17 protein-coding genes are annotated in these 19,750 nt (G+C 67.0%); 7 read left to right on the top strand and 10 right to left on the bottom strand.

Translation table 11 applies throughout. The annotated features are described in order from the left end of the window. Window positions 1-18: 18 nt before the first annotated feature. From G9473_RS13200 to G9473_RS13180, 5 genes are all read right to left on the bottom strand, one after another. Window positions 19-1,356 carry a S41 family peptidase gene (locus tag G9473_RS13200; RefSeq protein ID WP_291133806.1) on the bottom strand — a complete coding sequence of 446 codons (1,338 nt, stop codon included), beginning with the start codon at window positions 1,354-1,356 and terminating at the stop codon, window positions 19-21. Window positions 1,357-1,514: 158 nt separating this feature from the next. Further along, entirely contained in the window at window positions 1,515-2,753 is a 1,239-nt protein-coding gene (locus G9473_RS13195) for a peptidoglycan DD-metalloendopeptidase family protein (protein WP_291133804.1), read from the bottom strand. A 4-nt stretch (window positions 2,754-2,757) separates the two neighbouring features. Continuing rightward, complete coding sequence (locus G9473_RS13190; RefSeq protein WP_291133802.1) at window positions 2,758-3,180, bottom strand: 23S rRNA (pseudouridine(1915)-N(3))-methyltransferase RlmH; 423 nt, start codon at window positions 3,178-3,180, stop codon at window positions 2,758-2,760. A gap of 250 nt (window positions 3,181-3,430) precedes the next feature. Beyond that, window positions 3,431-3,850 carry a ribosome silencing factor gene (gene rsfS / locus G9473_RS13185; RefSeq protein WP_291133800.1) on the bottom strand — a complete coding sequence of 140 codons (420 nt, stop codon included), beginning with the start codon at window positions 3,848-3,850 and terminating at the stop codon, window positions 3,431-3,433. Window positions 3,851-3,916: 66 nt separating this feature from the next. After that, window positions 3,917-4,591, bottom strand: coding sequence for a nicotinate-nucleotide adenylyltransferase (locus G9473_RS13180; protein ID WP_291133798.1), 675 nt, complete (start codon window positions 4,589-4,591; stop codon window positions 3,917-3,919). Window positions 4,592-4,935: 344 nt separating this feature from the next. Between G9473_RS13180 and G9473_RS13175 the strand changes: the two genes are divergently transcribed. Together G9473_RS13175 and G9473_RS13170 are read left to right on the top strand one after the other, a co-directional pair. Beyond that, window positions 4,936-6,114, top strand: coding sequence for a peptidoglycan DD-metalloendopeptidase family protein (locus G9473_RS13175; protein WP_367159102.1), 1,179 nt, complete (start codon window positions 4,936-4,938; stop codon window positions 6,112-6,114). 4 nt (window positions 6,115-6,118) lie between these two features. Beyond that, a complete protein-coding gene (locus G9473_RS13170) occupies window positions 6,119-6,517 on the top strand; it encodes a polymer-forming cytoskeletal protein (RefSeq protein WP_291133796.1) in 399 nt (132 codons plus the stop codon). A 65-nt stretch (window positions 6,518-6,582) separates the two neighbouring features. Here G9473_RS13170 and G9473_RS13165 read toward each other — a convergent pair whose 3' ends face one another. Continuing rightward, complete coding sequence (locus G9473_RS13165; RefSeq protein WP_291133795.1) at window positions 6,583-8,247, bottom strand: long-chain fatty acid--CoA ligase; 1,665 nt, start codon at window positions 8,245-8,247, stop codon at window positions 6,583-6,585. Between the two features lie 195 nt (window positions 8,248-8,442). Beyond that, window positions 8,443-9,258, bottom strand: a complete 816-nt coding sequence (locus G9473_RS13160; RefSeq protein WP_291133793.1) for a DUF1013 domain-containing protein — start codon at window positions 9,256-9,258, stop codon at window positions 8,443-8,445. A gap of 180 nt (window positions 9,259-9,438) precedes the next feature. On the opposite strand from G9473_RS13160, the gene G9473_RS13155 reads away from it, so the two are divergent. Beyond that, window positions 9,439-10,398, top strand: a complete 960-nt coding sequence (locus G9473_RS13155; protein WP_291133791.1) for a hypothetical protein — start codon at window positions 9,439-9,441, stop codon at window positions 10,396-10,398. Window positions 10,399-10,411: 13 nt separating this feature from the next. On the opposite strand, the gene G9473_RS13150 is transcribed toward G9473_RS13155, so the two are convergent. The 3 genes from G9473_RS13150 to G9473_RS13140 form a co-directional block, all read right to left on the bottom strand. Beyond that, window positions 10,412-11,455 carry a glycosyltransferase family 1 protein gene (locus G9473_RS13150; protein ID WP_291138472.1) on the bottom strand — a complete coding sequence of 348 codons (1,044 nt, stop codon included), beginning with the start codon at window positions 11,453-11,455 and terminating at the stop codon, window positions 10,412-10,414. An 86-nt stretch (window positions 11,456-11,541) separates the two neighbouring features. Next, window positions 11,542-12,438: a UDP-2,3-diacylglucosamine diphosphatase gene (locus G9473_RS13145; RefSeq protein ID WP_291138469.1), complete on the bottom strand. Its 897-nt coding sequence runs from the start codon at window positions 12,436-12,438 to the stop codon at window positions 11,542-11,544. Window positions 12,439-12,670: 232 nt separating this feature from the next. Continuing rightward, on the bottom strand, window positions 12,671-13,657 hold the full coding sequence (locus G9473_RS13140; RefSeq protein WP_291133790.1) for an NAD(P)H-quinone oxidoreductase: 987 nt from the start codon (window positions 13,655-13,657) through the stop codon (window positions 12,671-12,673). 124 nt (window positions 13,658-13,781) lie between these two features. Here G9473_RS13140 and G9473_RS13135 point away from each other — a divergent pair, with 124 nt between their 5' ends. The 4 genes from G9473_RS13135 (at window position 13,782) to G9473_RS13120 (ending at window position 19,742) form a co-directional block, all read left to right on the top strand. After that, window positions 13,782-13,985 (top strand): DUF1192 domain-containing protein, encoded by a 204-nt coding sequence (locus G9473_RS13135; protein ID WP_291133788.1) that lies wholly within the window; start codon window positions 13,782-13,784, stop codon window positions 13,983-13,985. A gap of 150 nt (window positions 13,986-14,135) precedes the next feature. Then, a complete protein-coding gene (gene clpA, locus G9473_RS13130) occupies window positions 14,136-16,523 on the top strand; it encodes an ATP-dependent Clp protease ATP-binding subunit ClpA (protein ID WP_291133786.1) in 2,388 nt (795 codons plus the stop codon). Window positions 16,524-16,603: 80 nt separating this feature from the next. Continuing rightward, window positions 16,604-18,676: a S9 family peptidase gene (locus G9473_RS13125; protein ID WP_291133784.1), complete on the top strand. Its 2,073-nt coding sequence runs from the start codon at window positions 16,604-16,606 to the stop codon at window positions 18,674-18,676. A 34-nt stretch (window positions 18,677-18,710) separates the two neighbouring features. Next, on the top strand, window positions 18,711-19,742 hold the full coding sequence (locus tag G9473_RS13120; RefSeq protein WP_291133783.1) for a ligase-associated DNA damage response exonuclease: 1,032 nt from the start codon (window positions 18,711-18,713) through the stop codon (window positions 19,740-19,742). Window positions 19,743-19,750: the final 8 nt, after the last annotated feature.

Genomic DNA, 19,750 nt, shown 5'->3' with positions numbered 1-19,750 from the left:
AAACCGGCCCTAGCGCTCTCAGTCGCGCAGCGCCATCGAGCTCTTGGTCGTGCGGCGCAGGGTTTCGAGCGCGTAGTGCAGCTGGAAATCCTCGATCCCCTGCTCTTCCAGCTCCTCGGCGGTGAGCTGGAAACGCGGGTCCTTGACCGTGTCGTTTTCCAGCTCCTCGTCCTCGATGCCGATCTCGTTGATCAGGTGTCCGCGCAGGTCGCTTTCGCGCGTGAGGTATTTCTGGCGCAGCGCAAGGTCGGGATCGGACAGCTGGGGCACGGCGATGTCGGGCTTGATCCCGCCTTCCTGCACCGAATTGCCCTTGGGCGTGTAATAGCGCGCCGTCGTCAGCTTGAGCGCGGCGTTGGGGCCGAGCGGCAGGAGCGACTGGACCGACCCCTTGCCGAAGCTGCGTTCGCCCATGACGAGCGCGCGGCGATGGTCCTGCAGCGCGCCGGCGACGATTTCCGACGCCGAGGCCGAGCCCGCGTCGATCAGCACGATCAGCGGCACGCCTTCGGCCATGTCGCCGCGGAACACGGTTTCGGCATCGTAGAGCAGTGTCTCGCCCCGCGCGCGGCCACGCTGCGAGACGATGCGCCCCGAATCGAGGAACAGGTCGGACAGGGCGACGGCTTCATCGAGGCTCCCGCCCGGATTGGCGCGCAGGTCGAGCACGAGGCCCGAGACGCGGCCCGTCGCTTCCTCGCGGATCTTGGTCCAGGCGCGGAACACGTCGGCGCCGACATCGGCGGAGAATTCGTTGACAGTGATCACCCCGATATTGCCCGAGGCCAGTTCGTAGGTGACCGGCTCCAGCTCGATCACGCCGCGGGTCACGGCGACCTCGAAGGGTTCCTCGCGACCCGAGCGGAAGATGGTCAGCTGGATCGTCGTGCCCGACGGCCCGCGCATCTGCGCGACCGCCTCGTCGAGATCGCCGCCATAGATCAGCTTGCCGTCGAGGTGGGTGATGAAATCGCCCGCCTTGATTCCCGCCTTGTCGGCCGGGCTGCCCTTGAACGGGGAGACCACCTTGACCGCACCGTCCTCCATCACGACCGACAGGCCAAGGCCGGAATAATTCCCGTCGATCAGCGTGTTGAGCCGCTCGAGATCGCTTCCGTCGAGATAGGCCGAATGCGGGTCGAGCGCGGCGAGCATCCCGTCGATCGCGCCGCGCACGAGTTTTTCCTGCGGCACGTCCTCGACATAATTCGCCTGTACCCGCTGCATCACGGTGAACAGCTTGGCGAATTCGGGGCCCGCGCGACCGTCGATCTGGGCCATGCTCGCGGTGGTGGCGGGCACTAGGGCGACGGCGGTGACGAGCGCTGCGCTGCGCAGCAGTCCGGCAATTTTCATGAGGACGGGAAGCTCCTTTCGAACGCTTTTGTATACGCAGGCGCGGCTTAACGCCAGATGAGAACCTTCGCGGGCCTTCCCGTGGTCCCGCTGCGGGTCACTCGCGGCGCGTCTTGCGAACGCGCCGCTCCTTGCCTCCAGATAGGGTGCGCGCGCAATTAACCAAGGTGTTCGAGCGGGTTGACCGGTTGCCCCTCGCGCCGAAGCTCGATCGTAATCGCCGGATCGTCGCCCCGCGCGATGCCGATAGGGCTGCCCCCGATCACCCGCGCGCCGACCGAAACATCGCTCCGCGCAAGGCCCGTGACGAGGCTGGTCCAGCCGCCGTCGTGCTCGATGATGACGATTCGCGCGAAGCCGCGATAGGGTCCTGCAAAGGCGATCCGTCCGGTGGCGGGCGCTACGACCTGCGCGCCGGGTGCCGGGACGAGCGTGATGCCCGTGCTGGCGAGCCCGCTGTCGCGCCTTTCCCCGAACCCCACAAGCGTGCGGCCCTGAACCGGCAGGCGGAAATCGCGCGGCGGGGCGGTCGCTTCAGGGATCGGCGAGGCGATGGTTTCGACCGGTTCGGCCGTGGCGGTGTCGGAGAAATCCTCGGGGCGCAGGACCGGGCCGGGCAGCGCGGCGAGTTCGCGGCGCAGCGCGGCGGCCTCGTCGAGCCGCTCGATCAGCCCGTCGAGATCGCGCGCTTCTTCGGCCAGCGCAAGTGCGCGCTCCTCTTCTCGCACGGCATTGCGGCGGGCCTCTCGCGAGGCAAGGCGCTGGCGCTGTTCCAGCGCGGCGAGCTCGGTGCGGCGCGTGTCGAGATCGCGTTCCGACCGTTCGAGCGCGGCGAGCGCCCGCGCGGCGCGGCGCTCGAGCGCTTCCCCGCGCGCGATTTCGGCCCGCAGAGTCGCGGTGCGGCGGCGGATCTCGGGCACGGCGGTCTCCAGCACGGCGCGGACATGGACGAGATCCTCCAACGATCCGGGCTGGAGCGCGGACAGGGCGAGCGGGCGGCGCGCGCTGGTCTGCAGCGCGCCCGTCAGCCGAACCAGCGGCTCGCGCCGCTGGGCCAGCCGCGCGGCGAGCGCCTCGCGCGCCGATTGCGCCAGCGCATAGCGAGCGCGGGCGGCGGCGATGTCGGCTTCGGCCTGCTGGATGCGCGCGGCGAGCGCGGCGGCTTCCTGCGCGGTGCGGTCGGCGGCCTCGGCGGCGCTCGCGGCGGCTTCGGCAAAGCGTGCGGCGCGCTGTTCGGCAAGGCGGCTCTCGCGGGTCGCGCGGTCGAGTTCGGCCTGCACTTCGGCGGGCTCCATGTCGAACAGGTCGCGCTGCGCCTGCGCGCCGGGCAGGGCAAAGGCGATGCCGAGCAGCGCCAGCGCGCCGCCCCCCGCCAGCCATTTCGCCCCGTGTGTCATGGCGTCATCCTGCCCGATGATAGGGATGCCCGGCAAGGATGCTGGTCGCCCGGTAGAGCTGTTCCATCAGCATGGCGCGGGCCAGCAGGTGCGGCCACGTCGCCGGGCCGAAGGCGTAGAGAAGGTCGGCTGCCGCGCGCTCCTCGTCCGAATGACCGTCGGCGGCGCCGAGCACGAAACGGGCCTCGCGGATACCCTCGTCGCGCCATTTGCCTAGCAATTCGGCAAAAGCTTCCGACGACAGCGCCTTGCCGCGTTCGTCGAGCAGCACGGTGCGGTGCGGGGTGAGCGGATCGGGAATGCGACCGCCGGTCTCGGGCAGCTCGGTGAGCTTCGTCGGCCAGGTCAGGCGCTTGTCATAGCGCGCGACCAGCTCGGCCTCGGGCGACCGGGCGATCTTTCCGCGAGCGATGACGTGAAGGAGCATGGCTCGTGTCCTATGTGTGTTCGCCCATCCGGGCGAACTCCTCGGTGCTGTTCCCTCCGCTTCGCTCCGGGGCACCTGCGGGCGGGCGGTCGCCCTTGCGGTCGCTGCGCGACCGGACCCTCTTTCATGGCGGCGCGCCCACACGGACCCGACGGGGCCGCAAGGCCGACCGGCCGCCCGCAGCGGGTGCGTAGCGAAGCGGAGCACGCCAAGCGAGGACGCAGCCCCGGATGGGGCTGCGAAAAGAAAACTACGCCCGGCCGCCCGCGGCTTCGCCGGTCTCGAACGACCACATCCGCTCGAGGTTGTAGAAGCTGCGAACTTCGGGACGGAACAGGTGAACGATCACGTCGCCCGCGTCGATCAGCACCCAGTCGGCGGCGGGCAGGCCCTCGACGCGGACCGGGCCGAAGCCCTTTTCCTTGACCTTTTCGGCGAGCTTTTGCGCCATCGAGGCGACTTGGCGGGTCGAGCGCCCGCTTGCGATCACCATGTGATCGGCGATCGAGCTTTTGCCTTCGAGCGGGATCGATACGACATCCTGCGCCTGGTCGTCGTCGAGCTGGGCAAGGACGAGATCGTGGAGATCGGCGTCATTCATGTCAGCGGCCACCAGCGCGGCAGCCGGGGATGCGCCGGCCGAGGCCGGCACGGTGTGTGCCTGTGTCATAGGCGAACGATTGTCTCCAGATGGTGGGGCAAAAAGACATGAGAGCATGAACGGACGCGCCGCGTCTCATGCGTCCTCCGTGGGGTCGATCCGGCGGAATGTCAGCCGGTCGCGCAGCGGGGTGTCGCCAAGCCCGGACGCCCAATCCTCCCGTCCGCGGCGGATCGCCGTGGCCGAGCGTGGGTCGGGATCGAACTGCAGAAACACCAGTGCCGGTGCGCTCCAATGCCCCCGTTTCCGAAAACTGGCGACCGGCACACGATAGCGCCGAAGCCAGGCCATGGCGGGGCTCGTCATGGCCCGTGCGTTATAACCCGGCCTTGCAATCACCGCAATCGGCATTGTCCGGGCGATTTCGCGCCAGCCCTTCCACAGGTGGAACTGGGCGAGGTTGTCCGACCCCATCAGCCACACGAAGTCGCGGCGGGGATAGCGCCTCTCAAGGCGGCGCAGCGTGTCAAGCGTGTAGCGCGTGCCGAGTTCGCGCTCGATCGCGGTCGGCACGATCCTCGCGCGGCGGGCCTGCGCTGCGGCAGAGCGCATGCGCGCCGTCAGCGGGGCCATGCCCTCGCGCGCCTTGAGCGGATTGCCGGGCGACACCAGCCACCACGCCGCATCGAGTCCGAGCGCGTCGATGGTAAAGCGGGTGATGCGCCGGTGGCCGCCATGCGCCGGGTTGAAGCTGCCCCCTAAAAGGCCCGTGCGCACCCCCCGTCGCTCTCGGGCAACAGGTCGGCGCATCAAGGTGCGTGCGAAGGGCACCGGAGGATGGCTTGGTGGGATCATGATTGGGGGGAGACTAGGGGCGCGGGCAGCCCGAAATGCTGTTTCATCCCCATTTGCCTAGCAGGCGCGCGGCACGGTGTCAGGCCCGCCGGAAATCGCGCTGCACGCAGGGCCAATCCACGGCCGGTTAGCGTCACATACGCAGCGAGCCGAAGGATATGCGACAAACTTTGCTAGGCGAAGGAACGCTTCGTCCCGCTTATGGTTCGATTCGCCCCTTCCGGGGGAGCGGGGATTCGACCCGTTTACATCTGCTTGTTAGCCCAATGACGGGTTTATACAAAGATTCGGGGCCGCTCTTGTCAGACAATTCGACCGCACACGGGTGGGGGGAACGACTGCGCCAGTGGTTCCCCGAGCGCGAATTCTTCATGCGCTCGCAAGGGCACGTCCGCTTCATCCGGATCTCTTCGCGTCTGCAGATGGGCATCGCCGGCGCGGCGCTCGCTCTGGGCATCGGCTGGGCCGGATCGATGGGCGTAATGGCGTGGAATCAGTATCGCGCCGAAAGCGACCTCGCCTCCTTCCAGTCTGAAAAGGCCCGCATCGCCACCGCGCAGGAGCGGATCGAAGCCTATGGCGGCGATCTCGAACGGGTCGTCGATGAACTCAACCAGCGCCAGGAATTCCTCGACGCGATGGCGCGGATGCTGCCCGAGGACATCAAGGACGCGAGCGGGACCGTCACCGATTCCTCGGAAGAGACCGCCAAGACGATCGACCACGTCGGCGCCGTCCTCCCGCAGGCCCGCGGCCTTGCCGAGATCGAGGCGCGCCAGCTTGCCTTCGTCGAGAAACTGACCCGCTTCGCCGACTGGCGCGCCGACCGCGCCGAAGCGGCGCTGCGCAAGCTCAAGCTCGACCCGCGCGCCATGGCCCGCAATGCCGAGCGCTCGGCGGGCGGCATGGGTGGCCCGTTCGAAGCGCTCGCGACCTCGGCGGACGGCAGCCTCGATCCGCGTTTCGAACGCCTCGGCCTGAGCCTTGCCCGCATGGCGACGCTCGAGCGCGCGCTCGACGGCATCCCGCAGGTCGTCCCGGCCAGCGTTGACAAGATCACCTCCGGCTTCGGCTATCGCCGCGACCCCTTCAACGGGCGCGGCGCGATGCATGCCGGGATCGATTTCAAGGGCGCCTTCGGCTCGCCTATCTTCGCCGCCGCCAAGGGCCGCGTGTCCTTCGCGGGATGGCGTTCGGGCTATGGCAAATGCGTCGAGGTTACCCATGCGACCGGGCTCGTCACCCGCTACGCCCACCTCTCGCGGATCGACGTGAAACGCGGCCAGCGGGTCGAAGCCGGCGCCACGCTCGGCGGGCTCGGCAGCAGCGGCCGCTCTACGGGGCCGCACCTTCATTTCGAGGTCCGCCTCAACAATCGCGCGGTCAATCCGCGCCCCTTTCTGGAGACTGCTCCCGATGTTCTCAAAGAAGCCCGCGGAACAGGCGCGCCCCGCCGCAGCCCCGAAGGCGGGGAATAGGGCGATGGCTTCGGGCAGCTCGACCTTTTCCGTCATCGGCTCGGACGTCTCGATCAAGGGCGACATCTCCGCCTCGGCCGACCTTCACGTCGACGGCACGATCGAAGGCGACATCAAGTGCGCCTCGCTGGTGCAGGGCGAAACGAGCGAGGTCCATGGCGCCGTGATCGCGGAAACCGCGCGTCTTGCCGGGCGGGTGGTCGGGTCGATCACCGCGCGCGAACTCGTCATCCTCAAGAGCGCCCGGATCGAAGGCGACGTGCATTACGACGCGCTGACGATCGAACAGGGCGCGGCGGTCGACGGGCGATTCTCCCCCAATTCGCAGCGCCAGGCGGCTCACGCCGTCTCCGGCCCGGCTGCGGACGAAGCGGAAGAGGCCGCGCTCCAACTCACCAATTGAGGCCGCACCCGGCCGGAAAGGCGCCGCGCCCCAACCGGGACTGCGGCGCTTTTTCATGACGGTCTTCAAAGCACCTCGGCGCGCAGCGCCTTGCGATCGAGCTTGCCTATGATGGTGCGCGGCAGGTCGTCGCGGATCACCACCGCATCGACCCGCTCGTGCTTGCCGACGTGCCGGTTGAGCCAGCCCTTCAGCTCCTCCGCGGTTGCGCCGGCATCGTCCTTCAACGTCACATAGGCGCGCGGAACCTCGCCGAGGTAGTCGTCCGGCACGCCGATCACGAGCGCTTCCTTGACCGCTTCATTCTTGAGGATCTCGTCCTCGACCACGCTCGGGAAGACCTTGAACCCGCCGACCGCGATCATGTCCTTGATCCGGTCGACGATCGACAGGAACCCGTCCTCGTCCATCACCGCGACGTCGCCGGTTCTCAGGTAGCGCTTGTTTCCGTGGGTGACGAAGGTCTCGGCCTCGGTCTCGGGCCGGTTCCAGTAGCCGCGCATGACCTGCGGCCCGTGGATCGCGAGTTCGCCCGGCTCGCCTTCGGGCGCTAGCTTCGTCGGGTCCTCCTTGTCGAGCAGCAGGATCTCGGTCCCAGCCACCAGCTGCCCGATCGTGCCCTTCTTGCGAAAGCCCTCGTAAGGGTTGACCGAGACGACCCCGGCGCTTTCGGTCAGGCCATAGCCTTCGACCAGCCGCACGCCGGTGACCTCTTCGAAGCGCGTGTGGACCGCGGCGGGCATCGGCGCGCCGCCCGAAATGCAGACCTTGAGCGCGGAGAGGTCGGTTTTCGCAAGGTCGGGATGGTCGAGCAGCGCCTGGAACATGGTCGGCACGCCGGGAAAGCCGGTGGTGCGGCACTTGTCCATCGTCTCCAGCACCTGCGCGGCCTCGAACCGCGGGACCATTGCGATCGAGGCGCCCGTGACGACCGCGTGGTTCAGCAGCGCGGTGTTGGCGAAGACATGGAAAAACGGCAGCGCCCCCATGAAGACCTCGCCCGATGCGTTCCCGAAGGGGTTGATCGCGGCGACCTGCTGGGCGTTCACCGAAAGCTGGTCGTGGCCTAGCATGGCGCCCTTGGGTCGCCCGGTCGTCCCGCCGGTGTATTGCAGCAGGGCCAGATCCTCGCGCGGGTCGAGCGCGATGGGCTCGAACGCGCCGCCGGGTGTGCAGTCCTTCCACCGGCGCACGCTGTTCGACCATTCGACCGAGGCGATCTGGCTGCGTTTCAGCAGGCGAAAGGCCAGCCCCTTGAGCGTCGGCAGCATGTCGGCGAGCGAGCCGATGACCAGCGTTTCGAGGTCCGAGGCCGCCAGCACGTCGCGCGCGGTGGCGTAAAGCTCGGGCACGTCAAGCGTCACCAGCACGCGCGTGCCCGAATCGCCGACCTGCCAGGCAAGCTCCTCGACCGTGTAGAGCGGCGAGAAATTGACCACGACCGCGCCCGCCATCATCGCGCCGTAATAGGCGCTCGCATAGATCGGGACATTGGGCAGGAACAGGCCGACCCGGTCGCCCTTGGCGATTCCCATGGCGGAAAGCCCGGCGGCGAAGCGGCGCGCTTCGGCGAGAATTTCGCCATAGGAATAGGTGCGTCCGAGGAAATGGAGGAAGGGTGCGTTCGGGTTCTTCCCGGCCGCCCGCGCGAGCATGTCGGGCAGGCTGATCGGCTCGAAGGTCGTGTCCCAGGGCGTCGGGTGGTGGTAGGCGGCGTTATTGACATTCATGTAAGTAGCCATGGCCGATCCCTCTGCCGCGTTCAAGCGGGAGATCGCCGACAATGCGTCGCTTTTGCAAGTTTTTCCGCTCGATGCGTGCGGCGGCCCGGCCCGAACGAGGACCGCCCGGCTGGCGCGGAGCCAGCCGGGCGGTCTTCGATGCTTGATGTGCCGACCGGATCAGGCCGAAAACAGGCCCGGTAATCAGGAATTGTCGCCGTGATCCTCCTCGGCGTTCTCCGGGGCATTGTCCGGTTCGGCGATCCCTTCGTCCTCGCGCGGGGCGGGAGTCGAAAAGCCGCTTTCAGGATCGAGCATTTCTTCTTCGGCCTCGCGGCGCGCGGCGAGCCACGCTTCGGCTTCGGCTTCCTGCGCCGCTTCGGCGGCGGCCTTGGCATTGGCCTCGCGTTCGGCGCGCAGTTCCTCGATCAGGCGATCCTTGTCGCTGCGCCCGTCGACCGCTTCGGCCTCCGCGTCCTCGGCGACCCCGGCGCGCTTCGCCGCCTTGGCGACGACCGCGTCGAGTTCACGCTGCGAACACAGGCCGAGCGTGACGGGATCCTTGGGCTGGATGTTCTGGATGTTCCAGTGCGAGCGGTCGCGGATCGCGCCGATCGTGTTGCGGGTGGTCCCGATCAGCTTGGAAATCTGCGCGTCCGACACTTCGGGATGGTTGCGCAGGATCCAGGCGATGCCGTCCGGCTTGTCCTGCCGCTTCGACACCGGGGTGTAGCGCGGACCCTTGGTCCGGGTCACTTCGACCGGCGCCTTGTGCATCTTGAGCGAGTAGGACGAGTCCGCCTGCCCCTTCTCGATCTCCTCGAGCGTGAGTTCGCCCGCGTGGACCGGGTCGCGGCCGGTGTACTTGCTCCCCGCGAGATCGTCGGCCATTGCCTGCACTTCGAGAATGTGGAGCCCGCAGAATTCCGCGATCTGTTCGAAGGACAGGGCCGTGTGATCGACCAGCCAGGTGGCGGTGGCGTGCGGCATCAGCGGCTTGGGCTGATCCTTGAGTGCCATGGGAAATCTCCGTTCAAAATAGAAGGGCCGCCCCTCGCGGAGCGGCCGTTGCGGGAGCCGAAATAGGCGATGCCGCGCGAAACGGCAAGGAAAAGGCGGGGTTCGGGCGGGCAGCTGTCGTTTTTTGCCAAGGTCGCAGCCGTCCTCCGTGGCATCCTTGCGGCGAAGGGAGACGTCTTGATGATCCGCCGCCTTGTCATTCTCGCCGCCGCGCTGGGCCTATGCTCCGCGATGCCAGCCGCCGCCCAGCCCGACTACAACGAGACCGGCTGGCGCCCGGCGACCGAACACGAAAAGGCGCTGCGAAAAGCCTATGAGGACGGCAAGTTCACCTGGAGCAAGGACGACGGCATCGACGAGATGTACGACTGCATGATCGCCTGGCAGGTCTGGGCAATCACGGCCCGCGTAGCCCCAGACACCTTCCCCACGATCAGCGGCGATCTCAGCCATGTCTTCGCCGAGGGGCATATGTCCCATTACGTCAACACGCTCTACGAAAAGGCGGGCGGGGACGTGGAGGTGTTCGTCCAGAACATGATCGCGGCGGCCCAGCGTATCGAGCGGACCGTCCCGCTCAATGACGAAAAGGCGCTCTATCGCTACATGGGCAAGTGCTACGTCCAGCCGGCGAGCTGGAATTTTTCGCAAGGGGTGAGGATGACCGGCCCTGAATTCGCTCGCGATTTTCTCCAGCGGGCCGAAGTGGGAGACGATTACCCGGTCTATGTTAAGGACATCGCCAAGCGGAAGGTCTTCGATAAGCTGGTGCTGGAAAAGCGTTTCCCCGAGGCGGCCAATTTCGCCGCGAAGATGCACGCCGATCCCGCGCTCAAGTCGACGGTCTACTGGCACGAGATCCTCGAACTGTCGGAAATGGCCGTCTCGGCGGGGCGCGGGTCCGATCTCAGCATGCCCTTGCTCGACACACTGTCGAAGGTGTGGTGGCCGAAATACAAGCGCGGCTGGGCGGTCAACGCGATGCGGGTCAAGCGCGGCGAGAACCCGGCGAACGACCACCGGCCCAAGTCCTCGGGCGTCGGTAAGGAGCCGGGCTGGGCCAAGCAGGAACGCGAACGCTATTACGGCGGGCGCACCAACTACACGCCGTGCAACCAGTGGAACAAGATGGGCTGCTAGCGCGGGGCGCCGCTCAGAATTCGAGCACGGGCGCAGAGGTGAGCGAGACGCATTCCTCTTCCTCGAGCGCGACCAGCCCGGACAGGAACTGGCGCGTCGCCGCTTCCCAGCTGAAGCTTGCGCCATGGGCGGCGCATTCGGCCCGGTCGCAATAGCGCGCCGCGTCGATCGCGCGGGCGAGGTCTTCGCCCATCGCGCCGACCGCGTCTGTGAGGATATCGAGCGGGCCGGGCACGGGATAGGCCGCGACCGGCGTGCCGCAGGCGAGCGCCTCGATCATCACCAGGCCGAAAGTGTCGGTCCGGCTCGGAAATACGAACACGTCCGCCCCGGCATAGCAGCCCGCCAGCTCGCGTCCGGTGCGCTTGCCGAGGAAGCGCGCCTCGGGAAATTTCGCCTCCAGAGCGGCGCGCGCCGGGCCGTCTCCGACCACCACCTTGGTCCCGGGATAGTCGCAGGCGAGGAAGGCCTCGATGTTCTTCTCGACCGCGACGCGCCCGACATAGAGCAGGATCGGTCCTTCGAGCCCGGCATATTCCGGCGGCGGCGGGGCATCGGGGGAGAAGCAGGCGAGATCGACCCCCCGGCTCCAGTGAGTGAGGTGGGTGAGGCCTTGCTCACGCAATTGCGTGCGGATCGTCTCGGTTGCGACCATGATCCGCTGCGCCGGGCGGTGGAACCAGCGGATATAGGGCCAGAAGGCGCTCGCCGGCAGGCCGGTGCGGCGCGCGATATAGTCGGGAAACTGGGTGTGATAGGCGGTCGTGAACGGCACTTTCCGATTGAGGCAATAGCGCCGCGCGGCGAAGCCGAGCGGGCCTTCGGTGGCGATATGGACCGCCTCGGGCGCGATCTTCGCGAGCTGGCGTCCGACCGAGCCGGGCGCGGTCAACGCAAGCCGGATTTCGGGATAGGTCGGCGCGGGGAAGGAGGGATATTGCTCGGGCGAGATCACCGTGACCTCGTGCCCCCAGGCGCGCAACAGGTCGCAGGTGGTCGAAAGCGTGCGCACCACGCCATTGGTTTGCGGATGCCACGCATCGGTGACGATGGCGATGCAACGGGGCGCGACAGAGCGCGGCGACCGGGCCCGCCCCCGCGCGACATCCGCCCCGGTGCCGGGCTCGACGCGGGCAAGCTGGTTCACGCCGCTTCCTTCGCCGGATCGGGCACGTTCCGTGCGCCCTCGACCGCAGCAGCCTCGCTCGCTTCGCGCCGCCTGATCTCCTCGGGCCAGTGGAGGATTTCCATGCGTCCGTCTTCGTGCTCGACCAGCGCGTTGCAGCCTTCGACCCAGTCGCCGTCGTTCCAGTATTCGACGTCGCGGCCATTGTGCTGGAAGGTGCGGAATTCGGCGGTGTGGATGTGGCCGCACACGACCCCGTCGACCCCGCGCTCGCCGGCGGCCTTCGCGACGACCTCTTCGTACTTGCCGATGAATTCGACCGCGTTCTTGACCTTGTGCTTCGCCGCCTTGGACAGCGACCAGTAAGGCTTGCCGAGAGCCTTGCGAATGCCGTTCACCGCGACATTGAGCTTCATGACAGTGGTATACGCCCAGTCCCCGACGAAGGCGAGCCAGCGGTGCGAGAGCATCACCGCGTCGAATTCGTCGCCGTGCAGCACCATCAGCCGCCGCCCGTCGGCGGTGTCGTGGAAGGCGGCACGGCGGATCTCGATCCCGCCGAAATTCAATCCGGTGAACTGGCGGAACATCTCGTCGTGGTTGCCGGGAATGTAGACGATCCGCGTGCCCCTCTTGGCGCGCTTCAGAAGACGCCAGACGATGTCGTTGTGCGCAGCGGGCCAGTAGAACTTCTTCTTTAGGCGCCAGCCGTCGATGATGTCGCCGACGAGATACATGGTGTCGCTGTCCACGCTGTCGAGGAAGTCGATCAGCATTTCGGCATTGCACCCCTTGGTGCCGAGATGGACGTCGCTGATCCAGATCGTGCGGTATTTGCGCCGCTCGCGGCCCTCGGGCTCGGGGGTCTTCGGCCCTGCCAGCGGCAGGTTCGCGACATTGGCGAAGGGGCCCATCGCATCGGACACGGTTTCGGGCAGGTCGGACAGCATGAAGTCGGTCATTGGTATTCCCCGGCTTTCGTCTCCTCCCCCTTGCCTTGGCAGTGCTTTGTTACGTGCGATTCACAGCTCGATTACGGTTTTGCGTAAATCCACAAGTCCATGACGACTGTGTTTCAGTCGCAAAACGCGCAATGAAGACTGTTTGTGACAGGTTTGTGATCGCCGAAAGGCGAATGCGGCGGGACTAGCCGCCCGCGACCTCGAGCACGATCTTGCCGATATGCTCGCCCGCTTCCATCCGCGCATGGGCGGCGGCTGCTTCGACAAGCGGGAAGGTTCTGTCCATGACCGGGGCGATCTCCCCGCTGGCGAAGAGCGGCCAGGCGTTGGCGGCGATCTCATCGGCGAGCGCGGCCTTGAACGCGTCGGAGCGCGGGCGCAGGGTCGATCCCGTAAGGGTGAAGCGCCGCATCATGACGACCGCCATGTTCAGCTCGGCCTTCGCCCCGCCCAACACCGCGATGGTGACGTGCCGCCCGTCCTCGGCGAGGCATTTGAGGTTGCGCGGCACGTAGTCGCCCGAAACCATGTCGAGCACCACGTTCACGCCCTTGCCGCCGGTATGGGCCTTCACCGCTTCGACGAAATCCTCCTCGCGGTAATTGATCGCAAGATCCGCGCCGATCCGGCGGGCGGCCTCGCACTTGTCCTCGGCCCCGCAGGTGACGATCATCTCCATCCCGAAGGCCTTGCCGAGCAGGATCGCCATGGTCCCGATGCCCGACGTACCGCCGTGGACGAGCACCCGCTCGCCGTCCTTCGCCATGCCGCGCTCAAACAGGTTGTGCCACACGGTGAAGAGCGTTTCGGGCAGGGCGGCGGCGATCCTCAAGTCCATGCCTTCGGGGACGGGCAGGCAGTGGTTCCAGGGCGCGGTGCAATATTCGGCATAGCCACCGCCCGGCGTCAGCGCGGCGACCGGCTGGCCGAGCATGGTGTCGGGAACCTCCTCGCCGACCGCGACGACCTCGCCCGCGACCTCGAGCCCGAGGATCGGCGAAGCGCCCGGCGGCGGCGGATAGGCGCCCGCACGCTGGAGGCAGTCGGGGCGATTGACCCCGGCATAGGCGACCCGGATCAGCACGTCGCAGGGTCCGGGGCGCGGCGTTTCCGTCTCGCCGGGCGCGAGCACATCCGGCCCGCCAGGCTCGGCGAACCCGATCGCCTTCATCCGCTCCGGTATTCCTGCCCCTTGCCCCATGCCCATTGCGCCTGCCCCTGTTGCGTAAGCGGCAACGCGAATAGCTTTCGTGTCCATTGACAGCAAGCGGTCTTGCTTGCGATGCTCCGCTCCAATGGATGACGAAGACCGCCCCCGGCCCAAGGGAGACGCCGCGAGTCGCCTCGGCGCTGAGGATCTCGCACCCTATTCGCGGGCCGAACTGGACGAACGCATCGCCCTGCTCGAAGCCGAGATCGCCCGCGTTCGCGCGCACCGGGACAAGGCGGCCGACCACATGGCCGCCGCCAATGCCCTGTTCAGCAAGCCCGCTTCATGATCGCGTCCGATCCCTCCCCCTGCGTGCCAATCGCGCAGCCGGATTCGCAAAACCGTAAAGCCGTCCCATATACCAGAAAAGAGGCCCGCTAGAGCCCGTCCCACCGCTCCCTCTCCCGGAGTTTCCGCCCGCCCCCCAGAAGAGACCGCCATGCCCAGTTTCGCACAGAACCTCGAAAGAACCCTGCACAACGCTCTCGGCAATGCGTCAGAGCGGCGTCACGAATACGCGACGCTGGAACACCTGCTGCTCGCGCTGATCGACGACGAGGACGCGGCGCAGGTCATGGCCGCCTGCGGGGTCGATCTTGCCGAACTCGGCGATGTGGTGAAGCAGTATCTCGACCAGGAATACCAGTCCCTGAAGACCGACGAAGGCAGCGACCCGCAGCCGACCGCCGGATTCCAGCGGGTGATCCAGCGCGCGATCCTGCACGTTCAGTCCTCGGGCAAGGACACGGTGACGGGCGCCAACGTGCTGGTCGCGCTGTTCTCCGAGCGCGATTCCTACGCGGTCTATTTCCTCCAGCAGCAGGACATGAGCCGTCTGGATGCGGTGAGCTATATCAGCCACGGCATCGGCAAAGGCGGTCGCCAGATCGAATCGAAATCGCCGCAGGGCTCCGAAGAGGGCGAGGCAGCGGCCGAAACCCAGAAGGAAAGCGGCAACAAGAAGGAAACCGCGCTCGACCAGTTCACGGTCAATCTCAACGCCAAGGCCGAAGCCGGCAAGGTCGACCCGCTGATCGGCCGCGGGCCCGAGGTCGACCGCACGGTCCAGATCCTCTGCCGCCGTTCCAAGAACAACCCGCTTTATGTCGGCGATCCCGGTGTCGGGAAGACCGCCATCGCCGAAGGGCTCGCGCGCAAGATCGTCGAAGGTGACGTGCCCGAGGTGCTCTCCGAAGCGGTGATCTATTCGCTCGACATGGGCGCGCTGCTCGCGGGCACGCGCTATCGCGGCGATTTCGAGGAACGGCTCAAGCAGGTCGTCTCCGAACTCGAAGGGATGCCGCACGCGATCCTCTTCATCGACGAGATCCACACCGTAATCGGAGCGGGCGCGACCAGCGGCGGAGCGATGGACGCCTCGAACCTTTTGAAGCCCGCGCTGTCGGGCGGGACGATCCGCTGCATCGGATCGACCACCTACAAGGAATTCCGCAACCACTTCGAAAAGGACCGCGCCCTGCTGCGCCGGTTCCAGAAGATCGACGTCAACGAGCCGACGATCGAGGACACGATCAAGATCCTCAAGGGCCTGCGCAGCGCCTTCGAGGAGCATCACAACGTCAAGTACACGCCCGACGCGCTCAAGACCGCGGTCGAGCTGTCGGCGCGCTACATCAACGACCGCAAGCTGCCGGACAAGGCGATCGACGTGATCGACGAGGTCGGCGCGATGCAGATGCTGGTGCCGCCGAGCCGCCGCAAGAAGAAGATCACCGGCAAGGAAATCGAGGCGGTCATCGCGACCATGGCTCGCATTCCGCCGAAATCGGTCAGCGCGGACGACAAGAAGGCGCTCGAAAACCTCGAACGCGACCTCAAGCACGTGGTTTACGGGCAGGACGATGCGATCGTGCGCCTCGCCACGGCCATGAAGCTGAGCCGCGCCGGCCTGCGCGATCCGGACAAGCCGATCGGCTCCTTCCTGTTCTCCGGCCCCACCGGCGTCGGCAAGACCGAGGTGGCGCGCCAGCTCGCCTCGATCATGGGCATCGAACTCAAGCGCTTCGACATGAGCGAATACATGGAGCGCCATTCGGTCAGCCGCCTGATCGGCGCGCCTCCGGGCTATGTCGGCTACGACCAGGGCGGCCTGCTGACCGACGCGGTCGACCAGAACCCACATTGCGTCCTCCTGCTCGACGAGATCGAAAAGGCGCACCCTGACCTGTTCAACATCCTGCTGCAGGTGATGGACAACGGGCGCCTGACCGATCACCACGGCAAGACGGTCGATTTCCGCAATGTCGTGCTCATCATGACGACGAACGCGGGCGCGGCGGACATGGCGCGGCAGGGTATCGGCTTTGGCGACGTGTCGAAGGCCGACGCGGGCGACGAGGCGGTGAAGAAGATGTTCACCCCCGAATTCCGCAACCGCCTCGATGCGATCGTGCCCTTCGCCTATCTCGGCAAGTCGACCGTCGCGCGGGTCGTGGACAAGTTCATCCTCGAGCTCGAACTTCAGCTCGCCGAACAGAACGTCCACATCCAGTTCGACAGCGACGCGCGCTCGTGGCTCGCCGACAAGGGCTATGACAAGCTCTATGGCGCGCGCCCGATGGGCCGCCTCATCCAGGAGCGGATCAAGCAGCCGCTTGCCGAAGAACTGCTGTTCGGCAAGCTCGCCGATGGCGGCGAGGTCCATGTCAGCATCAAGGACGGCAAGCCGAGCTTCGAGCTGACCCCCGCCCCGCCCAAGACGAAGCGCAAGGCTCCTGCCAAGAAGAAGCCCGCGGCGAAGAAGGCACCACCCAAGAAGGACGCCGATCCCAAGCCCGAAGCCTCGGGCAGCGGCGCCGAGAAGTGAGCGCTCGCCTCTGGTATTCGTGACCGAATTGTGATTGGTCGGTCCCCGTAGCTGCAAGGCACCAGATACGGGGACCGACGATGATCACACGCTTTTTCCTGACCGCCGTCTGCCTCGCGCTAGCGGGCACGCCGCTCGCCGCGCAGGACACCGCAAAAGACGACGCGCCTGCCGGGCCGGAGACGAAATTCACCGGCGCCGACCTGTTCGGCCTGTCGGTCGCGGCGGACCCGCAGATCAGCCCGGACGGCAGAAAAATCGCCTATGTCCGGCGCACCAACGACATCATGACCGACCGCGCGGTGTCCTCGATCTGGCTGATCGACGTGGCGACAGGCGCTCAAACCCCGCTCGTCACCGGGGCGGGATCGCACGTCTCCCCGCGCTGGTCGCCCGACGGGACGCGCCTCGCCTATGTGTCGACGATGAGCGGCGGCGGGCCGGAGCTTCACGTGCGCTGGATGGAAAGCGGCGACAGCGCCAACATCACCGCCCTGCCCGAAGCGCCCGCGGCGATCGCGTGGTCCCCCGACGGCACGCGCATCGCCTTCACTGCGCGGATCGCCGGGAAGGGCCTGACGCTGGGCACACCGCCCGCCAAGCCCGAGGGCGCCGAATGGGGCAAGCCGCTGCAGGTGATCGACCGCGCGGCCTATCGCCGCGACGGCGGGGGCTATGTGAAGCCGGGCACGATGCAGCTCTTCCTGGTCGCCGCGACCGGGGGCGATGCGCGCCAGCTGACCTTCGGCGAATACGACAATGGCGGCACGGTCGAATGGGCGCCGGATGGATCGAAGCTCTATTACAGCGCCAACCGCCGCGAGGACTGGGAGCTCCAGCCGCTCGAATCCGACATCTATGCGCTCGATCTCGCCAGCGGCGCGATCACGCAGCTCACCACCCGCAGCGGCCCGGACTTCGCCCCGCAGGTCTCGCCCGACGGCAAGTCCATCGCCTATCTCGGCTTCGACGACGTGGGCAATGCCTTCGACCAGACCAATCTCTACGTCATGCGCACCGACGGCAGCGGCCAGCGCCAGCGCGTGCGCGATCTCGACCGGGGGATCGATGGCGTCGAATGGACCGATGCGGGTCTCTTCGTCAGCTACGAGGACGAGGGCAAGCACCGCGTGGCGAAGGTCGTGCGCGGCGACGCGCTCGATGTCTACCCGGCCGAGCTTGGCAGCACCTATTACGCCCTGCCCTATACCGGTGGCGAATGGTCGGTGAGCGAGGGCGGCACGCTCGCCTTCACGACGGCAAGCACCACCGCACCGCCCGATATCGGCGTCTCCAACGGCAAGGTCGTGCGCACCCTCACCTCGCTCAACGCGGTAAAGCTGGCGGACAAGCAGCTCGGCGAAACCCGCGAGATCGCCGTAACCGCCCCGGACGGCACGCCGATCCAGAGCTGGATCATGCTGCCCCCCGGATACGAGGAAGGCGACCGCGTTCCGATGATCCTCGAGATGCACGGCGGGCCTTACGCTGCCTATGGCCCTGAATTCTCTGCCGATTACCAGCTTTACGGCGCGGCGGACTATGCCGTGCTGTTCACCAATCCCGGCGGCTCGACCGGCTATGGCGAGGCTTTCGCCGACCGGATCGAGGACAATTACCCGATCTCCAATTTCGACGAGCTGATGGCCGCGGTCGATGCCGCCATCGCGGCGGGCTATGCCGACCCCGACCAGCTTTTCGTCACCGGCGGTTCGGGCGGCGGGGTGCTGACCGCGTGGGTCGTGGGCAAGACCGATCGCTTCAAGGCCGCCGCCGTGCACAAGCCGGTCATCAACTGGACGAGCTTCGCCCTGACTGCCGATGCCGTCCCCTATTTCGGGCGCTACTGGTTGGGTGCGATGCCGTGGGAGGATCCGGAGCACTACTGGAAGCGCTCGCCGCTCAGCCTTGTCGGCAATGTCACGACCCCGACGCTGGTGCTGGTCGGTGCGGAGGATTACCGCACGCCGCGCAGCGAGGCCGAGCAGTATTACGCCGCGCTCAAGCTGCAGGGGATCGACAGCGCGCTCGTCGTCACGCCGGATTCGAGCCATAACAACCTCTCGCAGACGCCGAGCCAGCAGGCCGCGCGCACGGCAAGCGTGATCGCGTGGTTCGACAAGTACCGGGAAGACGCCAAGGGCGAGGAATAGGGAACGGGCCCCCGTCCCGCGCTTTGACACAGGCGTGAGCGCGCCCTTCTCCTGGATCCGGCCCGAACCGTGGGGCGTCCATGTCGTCCCCGCGGATTGCTGGGTCGATCCGGGCCGCGCGGTGGACCGCGCGCTCGTCACCCACGGCCATGCCGACCACGCGCGCGGCGGGCACGACGAGACCATCGCCACGCCCGAAACCCTAGCGATCATGGCGCTGCGATACCGCACCGGGGTAGAGGACGGCTCGGGCGAGATGCCGTCGAAAGCCACTCCGGTGGCCTATGGCGAGACGATCCGCCTGCCCGGCGGCGTCGATGCGACCTTCGTCCCCGCCGGCCATGTCCTCGGCAGCGCCCAGATCCTGCTCGAACACGCGGGCGAGCGGGTCGTCATCACGGGCGACTACAAGCGCCGCGCCGACCCCACCTGCGCCCCGTTCGAAGTCGTCCCCTGCGACATTTTCATCACCGAGGCGACTTTCGGCCTGCCCATCTTCACCCACCCTCCCATCGAGGAAGAGATGGGCAAGCTCCTCACGGCGCTGCGCGGTAATCCGGACGGCTGCGTGCTGGTCGGCGCCTATGCGCTCGGCAAGGCGCAGCGGGTGATCGCCGAGTTGCGCGCGGCGGGCCACCAAGATCCGATCTACCTACACGGGGCAATGGAGAAGATGTGCCGGCTCTACGAGGAGCATGGCGTGGCGCTCGGCGATCTACGCCTTGTGAGCGATCACATGAAGGACGAGATGCGCGGCTCCATCGTCGTCGCGCCGCCATCCGCCCTCAACGACCGCTGGTCACGCCGCTTGCCAGAAGCGATCACCGCCATGGCGAGCGGGTGGATGCGCGTGCGCCAGCGCGCCCGGCAACGCAATGTCGAACTGCCGCTGGTGATTTCGGACCATGCCGACTGGAATGAGCTCACCACAACCATCGACGAGGTCGACCCGGCCGAAACGTGGATCACCCACGGGCGCGAGGAAGCGCTGCTGCGCTGGTGCGAACTCGGCCAGCGCCGTGCCCGCGCGCTGGCGCTGGTCGGGCGCGAGGACGAAGATGACTGAGGCGGAGG

It is taken from the genome of Erythrobacter sp., assembly GCF_011765465.1.
Taxonomy (GTDB): domain Bacteria; phylum Pseudomonadota; class Alphaproteobacteria; order Sphingomonadales; family Sphingomonadaceae; genus Erythrobacter.
This window is presented reverse-complemented; position numbering and strand designations above follow the sequence as displayed.

Excerpts from the sequence above, each read along its gene's own strand:
- G9473_RS13200 (WP_291133806.1), bottom strand. The coding sequence starts at position 1,356 with ATGAAAATTGCCGGACTGCTGCGCAGCGCAGCGCTCGTCACCGCCGTC.
- G9473_RS13195 (WP_291133804.1), bottom strand. The coding sequence starts at position 2,753 with ATGACACACGGGGCGAAATGGCTGGCGGGGGGCGGCGCGCTGGCGCTG.
- G9473_RS13190 (WP_291133802.1), bottom strand. The coding sequence starts at position 3,180 with ATGCTCCTTCACGTCATCGCTCGCGGAAAGATCGCCCGGTCGCCCGAG.
- rsfS (WP_291133800.1), bottom strand. The coding sequence starts at position 3,850 with ATGACACAGGCACACACCGTGCCGGCCTCGGCCGGCGCATCCCCGGCT.
- G9473_RS13180 (WP_291133798.1), bottom strand. The coding sequence starts at position 4,591 with ATGCGCCGACCTGTTGCCCGAGAGCGACGGGGGGTGCGCACGGGCCTT.
- G9473_RS13170 (WP_291133796.1), top strand. The coding sequence starts at position 6,119 with ATGGCTTCGGGCAGCTCGACCTTTTCCGTCATCGGCTCGGACGTCTCG.
- G9473_RS13165 (WP_291133795.1), bottom strand. The coding sequence starts at position 8,247 with ATGAATGTCAATAACGCCGCCTACCACCACCCGACGCCCTGGGACACG.
- G9473_RS13160 (WP_291133793.1), bottom strand. The coding sequence starts at position 9,258 with ATGGCACTCAAGGATCAGCCCAAGCCGCTGATGCCGCACGCCACCGCC.
- G9473_RS13155 (WP_291133791.1), top strand. The coding sequence starts at position 9,439 with ATGATCCGCCGCCTTGTCATTCTCGCCGCCGCGCTGGGCCTATGCTCC.
- G9473_RS13145 (WP_291138469.1), bottom strand. The coding sequence starts at position 12,438 with ATGGGCCCCTTCGCCAATGTCGCGAACCTGCCGCTGGCAGGGCCGAAG.
- G9473_RS13140 (WP_291133790.1), bottom strand. The coding sequence starts at position 13,657 with ATGAAGGCGATCGGGTTCGCCGAGCCTGGCGGGCCGGATGTGCTCGCG.
- G9473_RS13135 (WP_291133788.1), top strand. The coding sequence starts at position 13,782 with ATGGATGACGAAGACCGCCCCCGGCCCAAGGGAGACGCCGCGAGTCGC.
- clpA (WP_291133786.1), top strand. The coding sequence starts at position 14,136 with ATGCCCAGTTTCGCACAGAACCTCGAAAGAACCCTGCACAACGCTCTC.
- G9473_RS13125 (WP_291133784.1), top strand. The coding sequence starts at position 16,604 with ATGATCACACGCTTTTTCCTGACCGCCGTCTGCCTCGCGCTAGCGGGC.